The sequence below is a fragment of the Moorena sp. SIOASIH genome, assembly GCF_010671925.1.
Classification (GTDB): Bacteria; Cyanobacteriota; Cyanobacteriia; order Cyanobacteriales; family Coleofasciculaceae; genus Moorena.
Window position 1 is genome coordinate 998,147 of record NZ_JAAHIH010000004.1, and the last position, 17,711, is coordinate 1,015,857.

A 17,711-nucleotide genomic window follows, 5' to 3' on the forward strand; every position below is an offset into this window, starting at 1 on the left:
GTATGGTAAATCAACATCAGGAGCGTGGTAAAGAGTGGTTAGAAGAACTCCTGCGGTTATCTCGATTGCCCGCCAGTATAGAAGTAGCTGATGGTGAAGCTCCCCTAGGGGAGCGACCCAGCTACTGGTTGACAATCGATAATAGTCAACTGACCTCGAAAGACACTCAAACTTTAATTGGTCGGGAAGGGGAAGTTATCGATTCTATCCAGTACTTAGCCAATTCCCTCCTTAACTTGGGTCATGATGAGGAGGAACAAGCCGTTTACGTCATCGATATAGATAGCTATCGAGCCAGACGGGAAGTGGAACTTCAAGCGATCGCTGAACACGCTGCTATGAAAGTCCGTCAGACAGGGAAAGAATTTGAATTGAAATCCCTATCGGCAGCAGAGCGGCGTCAAGTCCATACCCTATTCAAGGCTTTTGAGGATTTAGAAACTCTTAGTCGAGGGCAAGAGCCAGACCGACGACTGGTGGTGCGTCGGAGGTATTGAAAGATTGAGCATTTTCACCCTCTCACTGCTGATTGCACTTGGGATTATTCCCATCACCTGACTAACATAATGCATTAACTCTATATAACTATTTAAGTCTATAAATGGTCGCTTTTTGCTGAGTGTTTGTGAAGCTCAAGGTTAACCATCAACGCTTAACAGTCAACTGCAAAGGATAAGCATTATGGAGGCGATATATATTCCTGAGTTGCTCAAATTACCAGAGCACACAGAAGTAACTCCGGTCAATCAATTCTTGGTGGATTTACAGACACTGACCCCAGTTCGAGGTCAAGTGCAAGTGGCTCATCAAGGAAATTACCTGGAGGTATGTGCTCAAGCAGAAACGATCATTACCTTGACTTGTCACCGCTGCTTAAAACAGTACAACCACCGCCTAACCATCGATACATCCGAATTAGTTTGGTTAGCTTCCTCAGCTGACCAACTGTCGGATGAATCCCTAGAGCAGGAGATAACTTGGGATGATTTACAAGAAACCCTTCCAGCTCAGGGGTATTTTTATCCAGACACTTGGTTATACGAACAACTATGTCTGGCAATTCCGCCACGGCAGCTGTGTGACCAAGAATGTATAGGTATCCAGATTAACGATAACAGTGAAGCACAGTTACGGGATCAACTACGGGATCAACGTTGGGGGGCTCTAGAATCCCTGAAGAGAAAACTTCCTGGATAGTGAGTTGCCTGGTAGTATAATGCTGAAGGTAAATCGGTCAGGGAGTTACTAGCAGCCGAGCGGTTATCCAAGTTTATTGGAAATAAAAAATGCTATGTTTAAAGTTTAATTATTTTTTTCTAGTATTTATTTTTTGAGTAATTGGCTCCTATATAGGAATCCGTTTAGGAATTGTCAGAATTTTTGACGCCATATTCCCTACTCCCTGTTCCCTGTTCCCTGTTCCCTGTTCCCTTTGCTATATGAATTTCAATGACGAGTTTGAGCTTCTGCTACGTGCTCGCTACCCTTTGTTATATATTCCCACTCTAGAAGAAGAGCGAGTAGAAACAGCGATCAAGCAATCCGCTAAACGTTTGGGTAATCGTGGTGTCTATATCTGGGATTTTGTGGATGGTTACCAAGGAAACCCTAATGATATCGGCTTTGGACGCCGCAACCCCTTACAAGCTTTAGAATTTGTAGATAGAATTGGCGAAAGTGCTGCTGCCATCTTTGTATTAAGAGATTTTCACCGATTCTTAGAGGATGTATCAGTTGCTCGTAAACTCAGAAATCTGGCACGTACCCTCAAATCCCAGCCTAAGAATATAGTTATCGTTACCCCCCAAGTGTCGGTTCCCTCGGATTTAACCGAAGTCCTGACAGTGCTGGAATTCCCCTTACCAACCGCATCGGAAATTAAAGCTGAGGTGAAACGTTTGTTGGGGGCAACGGGTCAAAATCTGACTGAGAAAATCATTGATGAGCTGGTGCGGTCGGCTCTTGGTCTTTCCTTAGAAAGGATTCGTCGAGTCCTAGCTCGTGGGATTGCCTCTAATAATGCGATCCAACCTTCAGATGTGGAACTGATTTTAGAAGAAAAGCGCCAATCGATTAGGCAAACCCAGATCCTAGAGTTCTACCCAACCCAAGAAAAAATTTCCGACATCGGTGGCTTAGACAACCTCAAAGACTGGCTACTGCGACGGGGTGGAGCATTTACAGAACAGGCGCGACAATACGGGTTACCCCATCCTCGTGGTTTACTATTAGTGGGGATTCAAGGAACTGGGAAATCCTTAACTGCAAAAGCGATCGCAAACCACTGGCACCTACCCCTGCTACGTTTAGATGTCGGTCGTCTATTTGGTGGCTTAGTAGGGGAATCAGAATCCCGTACTCGGCAAATGATTCAGCTAGCCGAAGCTCTCGCTCCCTGCATCCTCTGGATTGATGAAATTGACAAAGCCTTCTCTGGTCTATCCTCTAAAGGGGATGCAGGCACAACCAGTCGTGTATTTGGTACCTTTATTAGCTGGTTAGCTGAGAAGAAATCCCCAGTATTTGTGGTAGCTACTGCCAACAATATCCAAGCCTTACCCCCAGAAATGCTCCGCAAAGGTCGATTTGACGAAATCTTTTTTGTTGGTTTGCCCAACCAGGAAGAACGTCGTGCTATTTTTGACCTACACCTATCCCGGCTGCGACCTCATAATCTCAAGAGTTATGCTTTAGACCGATTAGCCTACGAAACCCCTGATTTTTCTGGGGCAGAAATTGAGCAGACCCTGATCGAAGCCATGCACATCGGCTTTAGCCAAAACCGAGACTTCACCACAGATGATATTCTCGAAGCCGCTAGCCAAATTATCCCCTTAGCACGGACAGCCCAAGAGCAAATCCAATTCTTACAGGATTGGGCAGCTGCCGGAAAAGCTCGTATGGCTTCTCGCAATAGCCCCTTAAATGATCGGATTCAGCGACAACTCCAGTAAGTAATCATATATAGCAGTTCTCAATTGGGTGAGGTACTTAATCCTGGGTTAATGGGAGTAGGGAGTAGGGAGTAGGGAGTAGGGAGTAGGGAGTAGGGCTAATAAAATTGACTTGACCTGATAAGTATGATCGACGCTATCGATTAATGTCAACTAGATTAATTTAGAATTTTATCATTAACTGTTGCTAGAACAATCTGTTAACCTTCACCCTTCAACCTGTTAACCTTCACCCTTCAACCTGTTAACCTTCAACCTGTTAACCTTCAACCTATTAACCTTCAACCTGTTAACCTTGGCCAAAAGGCCACGCAATCGCGTTCAACCTTTATCTTTAATACCTTCCCATGAATCTTTCCAAGATAGCTCAGTTTATCATTGGTTTTATTCTCGGCATTGCCATCTTAGCAGGTGCTGCTGTTGGTACAGTTTATTACTTCTTTACTAAACTAGCAGTTGAGCCTGAAAAACCCGTCTTTGCTGAGGAGCGACCCAAGACGTCACCTTCACCAAAAGCTCAGCCCACCAGTTCATCTGGGGAGTCTAAACCAGCAACTACTCCCAAACCCATTCCTAGTCCTAGTCCTTTACCAAAACTAGAACCGGGTGCTTATCGAGCCAGTGTTACCTGGCCACAGGGGTTGATTCTTCGGGACTCCCCTAGCCTGAACGCTAAACGCATAGGTGGTATTGGCTACAAGCAGACCCTGATCATCCTCGGATACAGTGATGATAAGCGATGGCAGAGAGTACGCTTGCCTGGTAGTGATCAAAAAGGTTGGGTTAAAGCAGGTAATGTCAAAAAAATAGACTAATCAATAGATTAATAGTTTGGAGCAACAGTCCACACTTAACAAGTCTGGTTATTGTTAAGAAAATTAGCTAAATATTAATCTTGATTGCAATATTGCCGATCTAGCTTTAACGCCAGAATCCAGAATGATAGGGTTATGAGACTAACTTTTAACACCACCAAAAAAGTTAAATTTCTGGCTAACTGAATTTCTGGCTAACAAGTTTATGTACAACAAAAATACAAATAAAGATCTTTTGGGTGCTGCAGTTACTGCTGCTTTGGGTGCAGGGATTGTCACTTCCTTTGCTGTCAGCCAAGGTCAACACCCAATGATTGCTATAGGAATTACTGCTATGGCTGGCTTAGTTGGTGCCTTGTTACATCAGGCTGATTTAGTATAAATAAATATGATAAGTAATTGACAACTTGCCAATTCTAGGGTGGGCTAATTGGTGGGCTAATTGGAACAAACCACCAGATTCTGATCACCCGTAGCAGGAAACCCGTTAGACATCCATCCATTAACAGGATAAGTTATTCTTGCCCACTCGCGCCCTTGGGAGTCCAGGGAAAATTGCTCTTGACGGGGACGGTTGATCAGTCTTACTTTCACTCCATTGGAGACAAGACCCAGTTGGGAAGAGTTAATATCCGGTCGTCTACGCACAGCTATACCATCATTACCTTTATATATAACTTGGCGACAGAGAGATTCTCTTGGATTAGGGGGTACTATTACTGTCTCCTGACAGAACTTGAGATCTTTGGCTCGGACAAATCCAGGAACGGGGGAGTTGATCGCTATCCAACCATTTTTCCTAACCTTGTTTTCGGCCAGAATAACTTCTTCATTAGGCTCTAAGGTTCTGATTGGTTCGATTGATGGCTGTTTGTAGATAAAGATTGACTTAGCAGCTTGGCGGCAGAGAGATTGTGCTCGATTAGGGAGTGGTCCTCCTGTCCCACAGAACTTGAGATCTTGGGCTTGGACAAATCCAGGAATCGGGGAGTTGATCGCTATCCAACCATCTTTGCTAACCTTGTTTTCGGCCAGAGTAACTTGTTCATCAGCCTCTAAGGCAATCATTGGGTTAGAGGTTGATCGCTGTTTGTAGATAAAGATTGACTCAGCAGCGGCTCGACATTCACCCATCAATCCCTGAGCCAGTTGAAATTTGCCTTGAGTCTGGGCTTGGGTTGGTTTGGCCGAGGGTATGCTGTTGGTGGAATTGGTGCTAGGAATTACCGTAGCCCTAGCCCCTACTCCCCCTAAACTGCTCAAGACTAAAGCTAGGAGGGGGAGAAACGTACTCCAGTGACGAATAGTGGTCATGAGTTAAAACTATTGCGTTATGGTAAGAGAGGAGAATTGTTCTGTTTTGGTAAGAGTATTGCTCTATAACTACATGCTTTAATATCGGATTACGTAAAATCTCTGAGATTGTCTTGTCCGAAACATTACCAATGCTATACTGTCCTTTGTTAAACTAACGGTAACAGTTTCCTTGGAAGAATCATGGAGACCCTTGCCTATCTTCATCTTGCCTTAAGCGAAGAAGAACTTGCAGATACTCCTGCGGTTTTGACGGAGTCGAATCAAACATTTTTTCAGTGGCTGAAGGAGTATAAGCTAGTTACTCACCATCGGATTTATTTACTGTTGCTAGTTGCCACACTTAGCATTGTGGGGATGGCAGAAGAAGCCCTAGCCCAAAGGGTGCTGCGGGAAGGTCGTAGGGGAGCTGATGTAACAGAGGTTCAGGGTCGTTTGCGAGAACTCGGGTATTTCAATCGGCAACCAACTGGCTATTTTGGTTCAATTACTAAAAATGCTGTGATTCGGTTCCAACGAGACAAGGGGCTTCCTGCTGATGGGGAAGTCGGACCACGAACCAGAGCAGCACTCTTTCCATCGCAAACCAGAGTAGCACCGTCCCTTAGGAATGTTAATCAATCTGGACTCAGACGAGGGTCTCGTGGATCAGCGGTTACGGAAGTGCAGCGACAGTTAAGAGAACTGGGTTATTTCAATGCCGACCCAACCGGTTACTTTGGTCCGGTTACAGAACAAGCAGTGATTCGATTCCAAACAGACTATGGTCTCAGGGCGGATGGGATTGTGGGATCACAAACTAGAGCAGAACTATCTAATGCATTAGTTACTCAATCACAACCGTTTGGATTCCTGCCTGGGGAGATGCCTCTTCCTCCTGCTGACTTTAGCAGTGAAGAACCGATAGCATTTGGTACTCCTATCCGTAGAAAGGAACTACGACCAGGCGATCGCGGTCGAGAGGTTATACGGCTTCAGGAAGCGTTGAGATCTCGGGGGTTTAATCCCGGTCCGGTTGATGGGAGATATGGCGAACAAACTGAGGATGCAGTGTTTAAATTTCAGATACGTAATAATAATCTACTTCCAACCGGGATAGCTGATTTACAAACCCTGCAAGCATTGGGACTTATTGATATAAATCCTGAACCTGAGAAGAATCGCTATGTGGTGGTGATCCCCATTCATAATGATAATGTGCTGCGTGAAGTGCTACGTCAGACGACTCTGACTCGTGAGAATATATCTGATAACGGTCGAGGCGGTTATTTTAATGCTGGAGCATTCTCTAGCCGTAGTGAAGCGGAAAGTCGTTCCTATGAATTGCGATCGCAAGGATTTGATGCCCGGGTAGCCTATTTTTAAGTCAGCTTAAGTCTACTAACAAAGAAATAGATCGGGGTGCTCCCTGAGATATTTAAGCTCAGGTATTTATAAATTCAATAAATTTTCAATAACTAGAACCCTAGGACAAGGGATAGCTAGGGTGATAGCTAGGATAGGATTGGTAAGAAGCCCACACTTCCCCAATAGGTAAGTTAATAGGTAAGTGTGGGAGTATGTCACCAAGGGATTAGCTCAAAGCTTCCAGATAATCCCGAACTCGGTTACGGCGCTTGGGTTGCCGCAACTTTTGTAACGCCTTAGCTTCGATTTGGCGTACCCGCTCGCGAGATAGATCTAAAGCGCGACCAATCTCAGCTAGAGAGTAAGGCTGGTTATCTCCCAAGCCGAACCGCATCCGAATCACATCCCGTTCACGGTTGGTTAGATCCGCTAGGAGTTGCTGTAAATCCCGTTGTAAGGCTTCTCGCATCAACACTTCTTCTGGAGAGGTTTCCTCAGTTTCGAGTAAATCTCCCAATTCAGTGTCTCGTTCCTTACCAACTTTAATTTCCAAAGAAACAGAGCGAGGTACTCGTAGTAATACTTCTCGTACCTGAGCGGCAGTCATTTCTAATTCCACAGCAATATCGTCAATGGTTGCTGTGCGGCCACGTTCCTGGGAAATCTTCCGTTGGGCTTTTTTGATTTTATTGAGCTTCTCAGTAATGTGAACTGGCAGGCGAATGGTACGGCTTTGGGTAGCGATCGCCCTGGTAATTCCTTGACGGATCCACCAGTAAGCATAGGTGCTAAATCGGTAGCCTTTGGTCGGGTCAAATTTCTCAACCGCTCGCTCTAATCCCAGAGTTCCTTCCTGGATTAAGTCTAGGAGTTCCAGGCCACGGTTTTGATACTTCTTCGCTACTGACACTACCAGACGTAGGTTAGCTTTGATCATATGTTCCTTAGCTTGAAGCCCCTGAGCTTGTACCTGCTCTAGCTCTTTGAACGTCAGTTCGGCTAACTCTGCCCAACGCAGTTTTCCAGCTGACATACTCGGCTTCAGTTGAGAAACGTCAATTCCTGCAGCCGTTGCCCACCGTTCTAAGGAAGGACGGTGACCTAACTGGGACGCTAGACGATCATGGGTTTCAATCAGGTGGACAAAGCGCTCCATGACTTTATCCTCGGATATAGCCGACTTATTGCGCAGCCGTAGTAGTTTCATGTAGCGCTGAACTTTTTGAGCTTCCGAGACTTCCTCATCTCGCCTCAGTAGACGAACCCGACCAATTTCCTGGAGATATAACCGAACTAGGTCGGTGGTGCGACGGGTGCTATTTTTAGTTAAGCTAGCCGCGTCTACACCCTCAATCTCCACATCAACTAAGTCATCCACTGATCCTTCCCCATCGTCCCTTGGGCCATTAAGCTCAAAGCTATAGGCAGAAGTCTCGTGATCTAATTCTGTGTCGGCATAGAAAGGAGTGGCTGGCATAATGATCTCTCGATTACAACCAGTGACAACACGGAATTGTGTTTGTCACACTTAGTACTAGAATTCCCACCCATGATGACCGGAGAAACAGTTACTAAAATAAATTTTTTCCGGCAAGACTTACCGGTTATCCCTGGTAGCCCTTATTAGTATCCGTAGCTAACGGTTCACCCGATGTCTCCACCCAACCTTGCCCGTAAGGGCTGAAGGTTTATAGATGGCAAAAGGAACGGGATTTCCTGATTTAAGCTATTGATTTGAGCTATTTTAGAAGTAACTCTATAGGTAAATAGAGACCTTGGTCAAAAGCTGTATTAATCTACAGTGGGCATCATGGCGATTCCAGAAATATTCTCGCTAATTCAAGAAAAAATTTTATTTATGGGTATCAGGGACTAAGCAGTAGGCAAGCTACTTGCGGATATCCTCTGCTCGAATGGGTTTTAAAAAACAACGAACTTATGAATAAGTGCATACACATAGTTCAAAATTGCCAAATTATTGCCAAATTACCAGAGTTATGAAATATTATTGCCACCTAGCTATGTGGCCAGATTGGCAATAATATTACAAAAATTTATAAAACATTACCAAAGGTTACAATGTCTTGATGCAGTCGCTTCAGCTCAAGCAGTGGCATGTCTCTAAAGATTCTATATTTTCAGAATGCCTGATAGACAACAGCAAAATGTCTCAATTTTTGTATCAGTTTTTTGTCTCAGTTTCTCTGTCTGAGTTTTAAAGCAGGGGAGCTTCCGGAGCAGGAGAGCTTTTGCAGTCAGGGAGCAAGGGTAATATCAAGTCAGGTTGAATACCCATAATTAGAGGAAGGGTGGGGAGATGGGGAGATGGGGAGATGGGGAGATGGGGAGATGGGGAGATGGGGAGATTTTTATGAAGGGTAATTATCCCGACATGATATAACAACTCAGTCAGGTTACTTACTCTGGCTTACTATCTCGTAGCATTAGAGCTTCAACAGCAGCTTGGGGGGTAATCTCCCCTTGGAGCAATCGATGGACTTGATAAGTAATGGGTACTGAAATTTTTTTGAGCTTAGCTCGTTCGATCACAACCTTTGTAGTGTTAACCCCTTCTGCAGTTCCCTCCAAGTTGGCGAGAATATCTGCAAGTTTCTGACCCTGAGCGAGCTGATAACCAACTTGATAATTGCGACTGAGGCTACTACTACAGGTTGCCAGTAAATCTCCTAGTCCCGACAAACCATAAAATGTTTCTACCTTAGCACCCCAATCTTCACCAATACGAATCATTTCTGTAAGTCCACGGGTTAGTAAAGCTGCTTTGGCATTTGTTCCTAGTTGTAAACCATCACAGGTTCCGGATGCGATCGCCATCACATTTTTCAGGGTACCCCCTAGTTCTACACCGAGGGGGTCTCGATTGGTGTAAACTCGGAAATTTGGCGAAGAAAACGCCTGTTGTAGTATCTGAGTTGCTTTTACATCTGTGCTAGCTACTACTGTAGCGGCTGGGAGTCCTTGTTTAATTTCTTTGGAGAGATTAGGACCTGATAGCACGACTACAGGATTGTTGGGAAATTCAGCTTGCCAGATTTGGGAGGGAGTACGGGTGGTTTGCAAATCTAACCCCTTAGTCGCTGTGACCAATATCACATCAGGAGATACTGATAAGCCCTTTAGCTGTTGCGCTACAGAATTTACCCCCGACATGGAAACAGCAGAAAGGATAATATTGCTAGATTCTATGGCATCTGCTAATTTTGTCTGACTCCGACGGGACCACAAACGAACCTGATCACCGTTTTGAGAGGCTAAGCTATTGAGGGCTGTACCCCAAACACCAGCTCCGATTATAGTGATGTTGGTCATTTGTTATTTGTTATAGCAGTTCTCAATGGGGTGAGGTACTTTCGCCCTGGGGAGTAGGGAGTAGGGAGTAGGGAGTAGGGGTAAAAACATTAGAATTGACCTGATCAGTATGAGAAACGCTTTCTTGGTTAGTTGTTGGTTTCAATTGTCCTGCAAACATGCAACCGTTCATCGGGGATACCGCTGCATTAATTCTCGAACTTGCTCGGCATGATAGGAACTGCGGGTGAGGGGAGAGGAAACAACTTGCAGGAAACCGAGGGATTCACCATACTCTTTCCAGGTATCAAATTGGTTAGGGGTTATGAATTCATAAATTTTTAGGTGTTTTTGAGTGGGTTGAAGATACTGACCAATAGTTAAGATGTCGCAGTCTACTTGCCTTAAATCCGCCATGACTTGCCGGACTTCGGCATCAGTTTCTCCTAAACCCACCATTATACCAGATTTGCTGTAAACCGATGGAGCCAAGTTTCGCGTCCGCATCAGTAATTCAAGGGAGCGCTGATAATCCCCTTGAGGCCGTACTTTCCGATAGATTCGGGGTACTGTTTCTGTATTGTGATTGAGGACTTCGGGTTTAGCTTGAAGAATCGTTTCGAGGGCATCCCAGTTCCCGCACAAGTCTGGGATTAAAACCTCAATAGTGGTATCAGGTGAGACCAGGCGAATGGCTTCAATGCACTGTACAAACTGGGAAGCTCCACCATCGGGTAAATCATCCCGGTTGACAGAGGTAATAACCACATGATTTAGACCCATGCGCTGCACCGCTTCCGCTAGCCGTGTGGGTTCAGTGGAGTCAAGGGCTTTGGGTTTTTTCTCAAAGTCAATATCGCAGTAGGGACAAGCACGGGTACAGGCTGGTCCCATAATTAAAAAGGTGGCGGTACCAGCATTGAAGCACTCACCGATATTCGGACAAGAGGCTTCTTCACAGACAGTATTGAGGGCCAAATCTCTTAAGGTTTCTTTAATATTGCCGACACGCTGCCATTGGGGCGCTTTGACTCGCAACCATTCTGGTTTAACTACCACTCTTGGTTATACTCCAACTATATATATATATATAAATTTAAGTTACGTAACTTTAATCTTGATCCTAACAAGCTAGGGGCGGATTGCCCCTAAGGCATGATAAAATAGATGAAATCTTAAATTATGACTTTATCGGGATGTAGCGCAGTTTGGTAGCGCACTTCGTTCGGGACGAAGGGGTCGCAGGTTCAAATCCTGTCATCCCGATTGTACTTGTGCAATAACTTTCAAGGTTAGTTTAAGGGTTAGCAAGTTAGCCGGTTACAGGTTACAGGTTAGCCGGTTACAGGTTAGCCGGTTACAGGTTAGCCGGTTACAGGTTAGCCGGTTCTTCAACCTTAAACCTTAAACCTTAAACCTTAAACCTTCAACCTTCAACCTTCAACCTTCAACCTTCAACCTCTGAAACCTTCAACCTCTGAAACCTTCAACCTCTGAAACCTTCAACCTCTGAAACCTTCAACCTCTGAAACCTTCAACCTCTGAAACCTTCAACCTCTGAAACCTTCAACCTCTGAAACCTTCAACCTCTGAAACCTTCAACCTCTGAAACCTTCAACCTCTGAAACCTTCAACCTCTGAAACCTTCAACCTCTGAAACCTTCAACCTCTGAAACCTTCAACCTCTGAGTAAAGTTCCATAACCTTAGTGATAGGCATTCGCGATCGCACCCCCAAAGTTAAAGGGGAAGTATGTCCTCGATTTAAATGGTCAGTTGCGGCACAGCCAATCATTGCGGCATTATCGGTACAAAACTTCAGGGGAGGGAAAATAACTCGCAAATTATGCTCAGTTGCTGCAGCTTGCAACTGTTGTCTCAATCCACTATTGGCAGCCACCCCACCCCCAACCACAATCGTGTCCAGACCATAGTCGAGAGCACAAGCAATGGTACGCTTGGTAAGCGATCGCACTACGGTTTCCTGAAAGCTGGCAGCAATGTCGGTCACTGGAATTTCTGAGTGTTCCTGCTCGAATTTTTGCACCAACCGTAGCACCGCTGTCTTCAAGCCGCTAAAACTGGAGTCATAGGGATGATAACCACCACTAGCAAGGGAAATCTTACCCTCTGGCAAGGGAAAAGCTTTGGGGTTTCCCTCTCGTGCTAACTTATCTATAGCTGGTCCTCCGGGATAGCCTAACTTTAATAATCGTGCTACCTTATCAAAGGCTTCACCGGCAGCATCATCACGGGTTGCGCCCAGTATCTCATAGCTACCACAGGTTTTGACATAAATTAAGCTAGTGTGACCACCAGACACCAATAGACTCAAAAATGGTGGTTCTAGTTCTGGCTCACTGAGATAGGTGGCGTAAATATGACCTTCTAGATGATGGACACCTACAAAGGGCTTGTTGTGGACAATGGCCAGAGTTTTGGCAGCTGTGACCCCCACTAGTAGAGAGCCCACTAAGCCGGGAGCGCAGGTAGCAGCAATGCCGTCAATTGCGCCCCAGTCCAGTTGAGCTGCTTCTAGGGCTTGCGCGATCGCATTATTGATAATTTCTAGATGGCTACGGGATGCTACCTCTGGCACCACACCCCCATACTGCCGATGCATAGGAATTTGGGAAGTAACGATATTGCTACAACATTTACGATTTTTAACAATCGCCACAGCTGTTTCATCACAACTGGTTTCTATTGCTAAAACACAAGCCATTCACCAATGACCTTTATTGAAACACTACTTTTAGTTAATTAAACTTTACTAGATACACGGCTCAGAGTAAGATTGCCTGAGTGTACAAATAATTTGATCTTTTGGTTTGTACAAAAAACTTTTTGTTTCTTAACAAAAGGAGACACTTTCTATGCGACGATTGTTAGCTTTAATTTTTGCCGTCTCTGTGTGGTTTTGCGCCATCAGCCCAGCCTCTGCTTCTTTGGATCATCTCACCCCTTGTAGTGAGTCTGCTGCATTTCAAGCCCGGAAGGCTGAGTTCGTAAACACTACAGCTGACCCCAATTCCGGTGCGAACCGATTTGAGCGGTATTCTCAAGCACTTTGTGGTGATGAGGGATATCCTCACTTGATTGTGGATGGTCGTTTCTCCCATATGGGTGACTTCCTCATTCCTAGCTTACTCTTCCTCTATATCACTGGCTGGATTGGCTGGGCAGGTCGCAGCTATCTACAAGCGATTCAAAAGGGTAAGAACCCAGAAGAAAAAGAAGTCATCATTGATGTGCCCTTGGCATTTAGTAAAATGCTAATGGCTGCCTCATGGCCTTTGTTAGCATTCAAAGAAATCACCACTGGTGAAATGTTTGCGAAAGATGATGAGATTACTGTCTCACCACGCTAGCAATCATACTTAGACTCGCTGGCGGGAACGCTTTTAGCACTGAAAAGTTAGCTAAAAACTACTGCCGTTCTCGCTAATCAAATTTTCGCGCTTTTATAGACAGGGCATTATCTTGATGTGCCAAGATGTCTTGAGATAGTTATCGATTTTAGGAGAATGTTCCATGCAGGATTTAGTCAAGTATTTGTCCCTAGCACCAGTGTTGTTGGCTGTTTGGATGACCATTACGGCTGGAATTTTGATTGAATTTAACCGCTTTTTCCCTGATCTACTTTTCCATCCGTTGTAATTAGGAAGAATGGGGAAAGGAATTAAATAATTCATTCCGGATTGGTAGGTAAGCTAATTAATTGACAGCTCCTACCCTAGTTCGCTGAATTATTTAAATTTCCCCTAAAAAACCTCTTGATAATTTGACAAAAATAATTCAGAGTGCAGAATCCATAATCCAGAAGTAAGGTGGAATATTTCTGAACTATTTCTGAATTATTAAGTTGCTGAATCCTGAATTTAGCAACTAATAATTCTGCATTCTGAATTGATAATTCAGAATTCGGTTGACTTTTTGTAAAATTGTTTGAAATGGCAAATCTGGCACTGCTGAGTGTATCTGACAAAACTGGACTAATCGACTTTGCCCGTCAGCTAGTAGAAGAATTTGAATTTGATTTAATCAGCAGTGGCGGAACGGCTAAAGCCTTGCAATCAGAAGGTTTGCCGGTAACGAAAGTGTCTGATTACACTGGCTTTCCAGAAATTTTGGGTGGCAGGGTGAAAACCCTACATCCAAGAATTCATGGCGGAATTTTGGGAAGGCGAGATTTGCCCGAAGATGTGGCAGAAATGGAGACAAACCAGATTCGTCCCATTGATTTGGTGGTGGTGAATCTCTATCCATTTGAAGAGACTGTTGCTAAACCGGACGTGAGTTTAGCAGAAGCAATTGAAACTATCGATATCGGTGGTCCAACACTGCTGAGGGCAGCTGCGAAAAACTATGCTCACTTGACAGTGCTGTGTAATCCCAGTCAGTATCAGGATTACTTACAGGAGTTGCGCCAGAATGGAAATCAACCATCAATCGAATTCCGTCAGGCTTGCGCTATAGAGGTTTTTGGTCATACCGCTGCCTATGACCATGCGATCGCATCCTACCTGATCGGGTACGAAGATCGAGTGTCCCTACCAAAACGATTTACCTTGTCTGGACAACAGCGCCAATCTCTACGCTATGGCGAGAATCCCCATCAACCGGCATCGTGGTATCAAACCGGAACGGTTCCCACAGGTTGGGCTGCAGCCACTAAACTTCAGGGTAAGGAACTCAGTTACAACAACCTGGTGGATTTAGAAGCTGCACGGCGGATCATTAACGAATTTACTGACACTCCAGCCGCAGCAATTCTCAAGCACACCAATCCTTGTGGGGTAGCCTTGGCAGAAACCCTCTCGCAAGCCTATCAGAAAGCATTCAATGCTGACTCTATTTCTGCCTTCGGTGGAATTGTGGCATTAAATCAACCCATTGATGCTGCTACAGCTGTTGCGTTAAAGAAAACTTTCTTAGAATGTGTAGTCGCACCAGGCTGTGAACCAGAAGCTCAAGAAATTCTCAGTGCTAAGTCGAAGCTAAGGGTGTTGCTATTACCAGACTTACAGACCGGAGCAAAGCAAACCGTGAAAGCTATTGCAGGGGGGTTTCTGGTACAAGCTGCGGATGATGCCATGGATAATCCTGAGAATTGGCAAGTGGTAAGCCAAAAGCAACCTACTCCTGACCAAATGGCAGAATTATTATTTGCTTGGAAGGTGTGTAAGCATGTTAAATCTAATGCCATTGTCGTGACACGCGATCGCACAACCTTAGGTGTGGGTGCCGGTCAAATGAATCGGGTAGGTGCAGTCAATATAGCCTTAGAACAGGCTGGGGAAAATAGCAAAAACGCTATCCTTGCTAGTGATGGATTCTTCCCCTTCGATGACTCAGTGCGGACAGCTGCTAAAGCAGGGATTGAGGCAATTGTGCAACCGGGTGGTAGTTTACGAGATCAAGACTCGATTCAGGCAGCAGATGAACTGGGATTAGTAATGGTAATCACCGGTATGCGCCACTTTTTACATTAGTTATTTACAGGTGTGTACAGACCACAGGTTGTCACGAGAAAAGTGTCCTCGTTGTGAGAGCAACAGGGATATGAGGCGCATTTCAATGCACCCATCATTGAGCTGAATCCAGCAGTGCATTTGTTCCAGTTACTAACGATTCGTAAGTGGGAAGAACACTTGGCTAAGACCGGTTCAAAGTAGCCGTTTGTGCATCAGCCTCGATCGTCTTCTCTCTGACCGTAGCCACGCGCCCCAACCGAGCATGAATCTTTCGGTTACTGGTCTGCACCATTGAGACTCCAAGGACACAAGTCCAACAAAAAGCTTTGGATTTGTTGAATTTTTCCCTGTTTGTACCCAGTAATATCATGTCCGGTTGAATACTTATACTAAGCGCCGAAAGCAAGGCAGAAGGCAGAAGGCAGAAGGCAGAAGTAAAGGAGTAAGGTTTCAAGGGTAATGGTTTTTTATAACTAATTATCCGAACCTGATATAAGTGACTCCCATAAAATCGGAAATCCCTTACCATGCATAGGTTGTGCCTTTTTGTCAAAGGGGAACTTCAGTCAAGAAAAACACACTGTCGTTTTTTTTGCTGAGCTTCAATCGGGGTAAACCCTAGATTTTGTAAGGCTTTCAGCGACTGCGATCGCAATCTTTGTGAGAAATGCAGGTATAGCGCTTGCGATATTGAGTAGAATACCAATCAACTTTAGGGGCCCATGGTGTGCGCTCAATTGCTTATGGTCGATTACGAGGAAATCAATAAACCGAAAGCCCCGTCTTTTTAAAGCGGATATGAAGGTTAGTAGCGCGCTTTTAGCCGTGATAAAAATATTTTTTAGACTTCCGGAATCTTACCATGAGTGTTGTAGAATAAAGTAGGTAATAAAAGGTCGATACCAATGATTGTTTTAGAGTTCAAGGCATATGGCAAACAAAAGCAATATTTAGCAATAGACGAGGCGATTAGAACAGCCAAGTTTGTTCGCAATAGCTGTATTCGATATTGGATGGACAATAAAGGCGTTGGCAAATCCGATCTTAGTAAATATTGCGCTGTTTTAGCTAAAGAGTTCCTGTTTGCCAATGAATTGAACTCTATGGCTCGCCAAGCAAGTGCTGAACGAGCATGGTCATCAATCGCTCGGTTTTACGATAACTGCAAGAAAAAAGTTCCTGGTAAGAAGGGATTTCCACGATTCAAAAAACATTGTCATTCAGTAGAATACAAGACCACAGGTTGGAAATTATGCCCAGACAAAAAGTCTATTATTTTTAGTGACAAAAAAGGGATCGGGAAACTCAAACTCAAGGGGACATGGGATTTGTGGTGTTTCGAAATCAAGCTAATCAAGAGGGTCAGGATAGTCCGTCGAGCCGATGGTTACTATGTCCAGTTTTGCATTCAGATCGATATCAATGAGTCTGTTCCAGCAACAGGTACCACTATTGGCTTAGATGTTGGACTAAAGGATTTTTACACTGACTCCAATGGCAATACTGAACCTAATCCTAGATTTTACCGCAGGGGAGAAAAGCGTTTAAAGTTTTATCAACGTCGGGTTTCCCGGAAAAATAAAGGCTCTGCCAACCGTAAGGAAGCGATTAATAAACTAGGCAAGACACACCTTAAAATAAGTAGGCAACGTGAAGAACATGCGAAGAGACTCGCACGTTGCGTAGTCCGGTCAAACGACCTGGTAGCCTATGAAGATTTAAGGGTTAAGAATATGGTTAAAAACCACTGTCTTGCCAAGTCTATTAATGACGCAGGTTGGTATCAATTCCGGAAATGGACAGAATATTTTGGTACTAAGTTTGGCAGGGTAACTGTTGCGGTTAACCCTGCCTATACCAGCCAAAATTGTTCTAATTGTAGCGAAACAGTCAAGAAGTCTCTATCAACGAGAACCCATATTTGTCAATGCGGTTGTTCGCTAGATAGAGATCATAACGCTGCAATTAATATCTTAGAAAGAGCCTTAAGTACGGTGGGGCACACCGGAACTTTGGTCTTAGACGACCCAAACGCTTGGGGAGAGGCGACCTATACTTTGGCTGGTGAAAACCTGTCAAAGCAAGTTGCCTCGTTGAACCAAGAATCCCCGTCACAAAGCGAGCGGGGAGTGTCAAATCAGACCTAGTTGTTCCAGAATTCCGTTACCAGTAAGCAACTCAGTAGCCAAGCCAATGGCGAAACCAAGCATTGCCAAACGGCCATTCCAAGTTTCAGCAAAGTTGGTGAAACCGAACTTAGATTCTTGCTCTTGAGTCATTGTTATAGATCTCCTAGGGTTTTGTTAGCTTCTGTAATACAACTTAACCTATTTTGGAAATATTTGCAACATTTATTTATATTTTTATAACCAAAATATGGTAAATAAGGATAAGCTTTGCCTGAAGTACGGATAACTGGAGGCTATAGGGAGATAGGGTTGAACGCGATCGCGTGGCCTTTTGGCCAAGGTTAACCGGTTGAAGGTTAACCGGTTG

The 17,711-nt window shown here is 44.6% G+C and carries 17 protein-coding genes and 1 tRNA gene; 11 read left to right on the plus strand and 7 right to left on the minus strand.

Annotated features, from left to right (window positions below; genetic code table 11):
* Window positions 1-2 precede the first annotated feature (2 nt).
* The 5 genes from F6J90_RS25685 (at window position 3) to F6J90_RS25705 (ending at window position 4,151) form a co-directional block, all read left to right on the plus strand.
* Window positions 3-497 carry a R3H domain-containing nucleic acid-binding protein gene (locus F6J90_RS25685; protein WP_293099925.1) on the plus strand — a complete coding sequence of 165 codons (495 nt, stop codon included), beginning with the start codon at window positions 3-5 and terminating at the stop codon, window positions 495-497.
* Between the two features lie 184 nt (window positions 498-681).
* Window positions 682-1,197, plus strand: coding sequence for a YceD family protein (locus tag F6J90_RS25690; protein WP_293099928.1), 516 nt, complete (start codon window positions 682-684; stop codon window positions 1,195-1,197).
* A gap of 242 nt (window positions 1,198-1,439) precedes the next feature.
* Entirely contained in the window at window positions 1,440-2,954 is a 1,515-nt protein-coding gene (locus F6J90_RS25695; protein ID WP_293099930.1) for an AAA family ATPase, read from the plus strand.
* A 347-nt stretch (window positions 2,955-3,301) separates the two neighbouring features.
* Window positions 3,302-3,769 (plus strand): SH3 domain-containing protein, encoded by a 468-nt coding sequence (locus tag F6J90_RS25700; protein WP_293099933.1) that lies wholly within the window; start codon window positions 3,302-3,304, stop codon window positions 3,767-3,769.
* A 205-nt stretch (window positions 3,770-3,974) separates the two neighbouring features.
* Window positions 3,975-4,151, plus strand: a complete 177-nt coding sequence (locus F6J90_RS25705; protein ID WP_009148761.1) for a hypothetical protein — start codon at window positions 3,975-3,977, stop codon at window positions 4,149-4,151.
* Between the two features lie 56 nt (window positions 4,152-4,207).
* Here the strand turns inward: F6J90_RS25705 and F6J90_RS25710 are convergent, their stop codons facing one another.
* A complete protein-coding gene (locus tag F6J90_RS25710; RefSeq protein WP_293099936.1) occupies window positions 4,208-5,083 on the minus strand; it encodes a hypothetical protein in 876 nt (291 codons plus the stop codon).
* Between the two features lie 183 nt (window positions 5,084-5,266).
* On the opposite strand from F6J90_RS25710, the gene F6J90_RS25715 reads away from it, so the two are divergent.
* Complete coding sequence (locus F6J90_RS25715; protein ID WP_293099939.1) at window positions 5,267-6,448, plus strand: peptidoglycan-binding protein; 1,182 nt, start codon at window positions 5,267-5,269, stop codon at window positions 6,446-6,448.
* A 208-nt stretch (window positions 6,449-6,656) separates the two neighbouring features.
* On the opposite strand, the gene sigC is transcribed toward F6J90_RS25715, so the two are convergent.
* The 4 genes from sigC to lipA all read right to left on the minus strand — a co-directional run bounded on the left by sigC (window position 6,657) and on the right by lipA (window position 10,798).
* Complete coding sequence (gene sigC, locus F6J90_RS25720) at window positions 6,657-7,907, minus strand: RNA polymerase sigma factor SigC (RefSeq protein WP_293099942.1); 1,251 nt, start codon at window positions 7,905-7,907, stop codon at window positions 6,657-6,659.
* A gap of 941 nt (window positions 7,908-8,848) precedes the next feature.
* Window positions 8,849-9,760 (minus strand): NAD(P)H-dependent glycerol-3-phosphate dehydrogenase, encoded by a 912-nt coding sequence (locus tag F6J90_RS25725; protein WP_293099945.1) that lies wholly within the window; start codon window positions 9,758-9,760, stop codon window positions 8,849-8,851.
* Window positions 9,761-9,782: 22 nt separating this feature from the next.
* Window positions 9,783-9,932 (minus strand): hypothetical protein, encoded by a 150-nt coding sequence (locus F6J90_RS25730; protein ID WP_293099947.1) that lies wholly within the window; start codon window positions 9,930-9,932, stop codon window positions 9,783-9,785.
* Entirely contained in the window at window positions 9,929-10,798 is an 870-nt protein-coding gene (lipA, locus tag F6J90_RS25735; protein ID WP_293099950.1) for a lipoyl synthase, read from the minus strand. The genes F6J90_RS25730 and lipA overlap by 4 nt, the downstream gene beginning before the upstream one ends.
* A gap of 133 nt (window positions 10,799-10,931) precedes the next feature.
* Here lipA and F6J90_RS25740 point away from each other — a divergent pair.
* Window positions 10,932-11,005 (plus strand) — tRNA-Pro (locus F6J90_RS25740).
* Window positions 11,006-11,401: 396 nt separating this feature from the next.
* Here the strand turns inward: F6J90_RS25740 and tsaD are convergent.
* Window positions 11,402-12,463 (minus strand): tRNA (adenosine(37)-N6)-threonylcarbamoyltransferase complex transferase subunit TsaD, encoded by a 1,062-nt coding sequence (tsaD, locus tag F6J90_RS25745; RefSeq protein ID WP_293099952.1) that lies wholly within the window; start codon window positions 12,461-12,463, stop codon window positions 11,402-11,404.
* Between the two features lie 151 nt (window positions 12,464-12,614).
* Between tsaD and F6J90_RS25750 the strand changes: the two genes are divergently transcribed.
* The 4 genes from F6J90_RS25750 (at window position 12,615) to F6J90_RS25765 (ending at window position 17,362) form a co-directional block, all read left to right on the plus strand.
* Window positions 12,615-13,109, plus strand: a complete 495-nt coding sequence (locus F6J90_RS25750; protein ID WP_293099954.1) for a Photosystem I reaction center subunit III — start codon at window positions 12,615-12,617, stop codon at window positions 13,107-13,109.
* Window positions 13,110-13,272: 163 nt separating this feature from the next.
* Window positions 13,273-13,398 (plus strand): photosystem I reaction center subunit IX, encoded by a 126-nt coding sequence (psaJ, locus tag F6J90_RS25755; protein WP_070394080.1) that lies wholly within the window; start codon window positions 13,273-13,275, stop codon window positions 13,396-13,398.
* A gap of 293 nt (window positions 13,399-13,691) precedes the next feature.
* Entirely contained in the window at window positions 13,692-15,233 is a 1,542-nt protein-coding gene (gene purH / locus F6J90_RS25760) for a bifunctional phosphoribosylaminoimidazolecarboxamide formyltransferase/IMP cyclohydrolase (protein WP_293099957.1), read from the plus strand.
* An 887-nt stretch (window positions 15,234-16,120) separates the two neighbouring features.
* Window positions 16,121-17,362 carry a transposase gene (locus F6J90_RS25765; RefSeq protein WP_293099960.1) on the plus strand — a complete coding sequence of 414 codons (1,242 nt, stop codon included), beginning with the start codon at window positions 16,121-16,123 and terminating at the stop codon, window positions 17,360-17,362.
* Here the strand turns inward: F6J90_RS25765 and F6J90_RS25770 are convergent.
* On the minus strand, window positions 17,348-17,494 hold the full coding sequence (locus F6J90_RS25770) for a chlorophyll a/b-binding protein (RefSeq protein WP_287249872.1): 147 nt from the start codon (window positions 17,492-17,494) through the stop codon (window positions 17,348-17,350). The two genes, F6J90_RS25765 and F6J90_RS25770, sit on opposite strands and share 15 nt — an antisense overlap.
* Window positions 17,495-17,711: the final 217 nt, after the last annotated feature.

Coding starts and splice junctions, on each gene's coding strand:
- F6J90_RS25705 (WP_009148761.1), top strand. CDS start 3,975: ATGTACAACAAAAATACAAATAAAGATCTTTTGGGTGCTGCAGTTACT.
- F6J90_RS25710 (WP_293099936.1), bottom strand. CDS start 5,083: ATGACCACTATTCGTCACTGGAGTACGTTTCTCCCCCTCCTAGCTTTA.
- F6J90_RS25765 (WP_293099960.1), top strand. CDS start 16,121: ATGATTGTTTTAGAGTTCAAGGCATATGGCAAACAAAAGCAATATTTA.
- tsaD (WP_293099952.1), bottom strand. CDS start 12,463: ATGGCTTGTGTTTTAGCAATAGAAACCAGTTGTGATGAAACAGCTGTG.
- psaJ (WP_070394080.1), top strand. CDS start 13,273: ATGCAGGATTTAGTCAAGTATTTGTCCCTAGCACCAGTGTTGTTGGCT.
- F6J90_RS25750 (WP_293099954.1), top strand. CDS start 12,615: ATGCGACGATTGTTAGCTTTAATTTTTGCCGTCTCTGTGTGGTTTTGC.
- F6J90_RS25700 (WP_293099933.1), top strand. CDS start 3,302: ATGAATCTTTCCAAGATAGCTCAGTTTATCATTGGTTTTATTCTCGGC.
- F6J90_RS25770 (WP_287249872.1), bottom strand. CDS start 17,494: ATGACTCAAGAGCAAGAATCTAAGTTCGGTTTCACCAACTTTGCTGAA.
- F6J90_RS25725 (WP_293099945.1), bottom strand. CDS start 9,760: ATGACCAACATCACTATAATCGGAGCTGGTGTTTGGGGTACAGCCCTC.
- F6J90_RS25685 (WP_293099925.1), top strand. CDS start 3: ATGGTAAATCAACATCAGGAGCGTGGTAAAGAGTGGTTAGAAGAACTC.
- sigC (WP_293099942.1), bottom strand. CDS start 7,907: ATGCCAGCCACTCCTTTCTATGCCGACACAGAATTAGATCACGAGACT.
- F6J90_RS25695 (WP_293099930.1), top strand. CDS start 1,440: ATGAATTTCAATGACGAGTTTGAGCTTCTGCTACGTGCTCGCTACCCT.
- F6J90_RS25690 (WP_293099928.1), top strand. CDS start 682: ATGGAGGCGATATATATTCCTGAGTTGCTCAAATTACCAGAGCACACA.
- F6J90_RS25730 (WP_293099947.1), bottom strand. CDS start 9,932: ATGAACGGTTGCATGTTTGCAGGACAATTGAAACCAACAACTAACCAA.
- purH (WP_293099957.1), top strand. CDS start 13,692: ATGGCAAATCTGGCACTGCTGAGTGTATCTGACAAAACTGGACTAATC.
- F6J90_RS25715 (WP_293099939.1), top strand. CDS start 5,267: ATGGAGACCCTTGCCTATCTTCATCTTGCCTTAAGCGAAGAAGAACTT.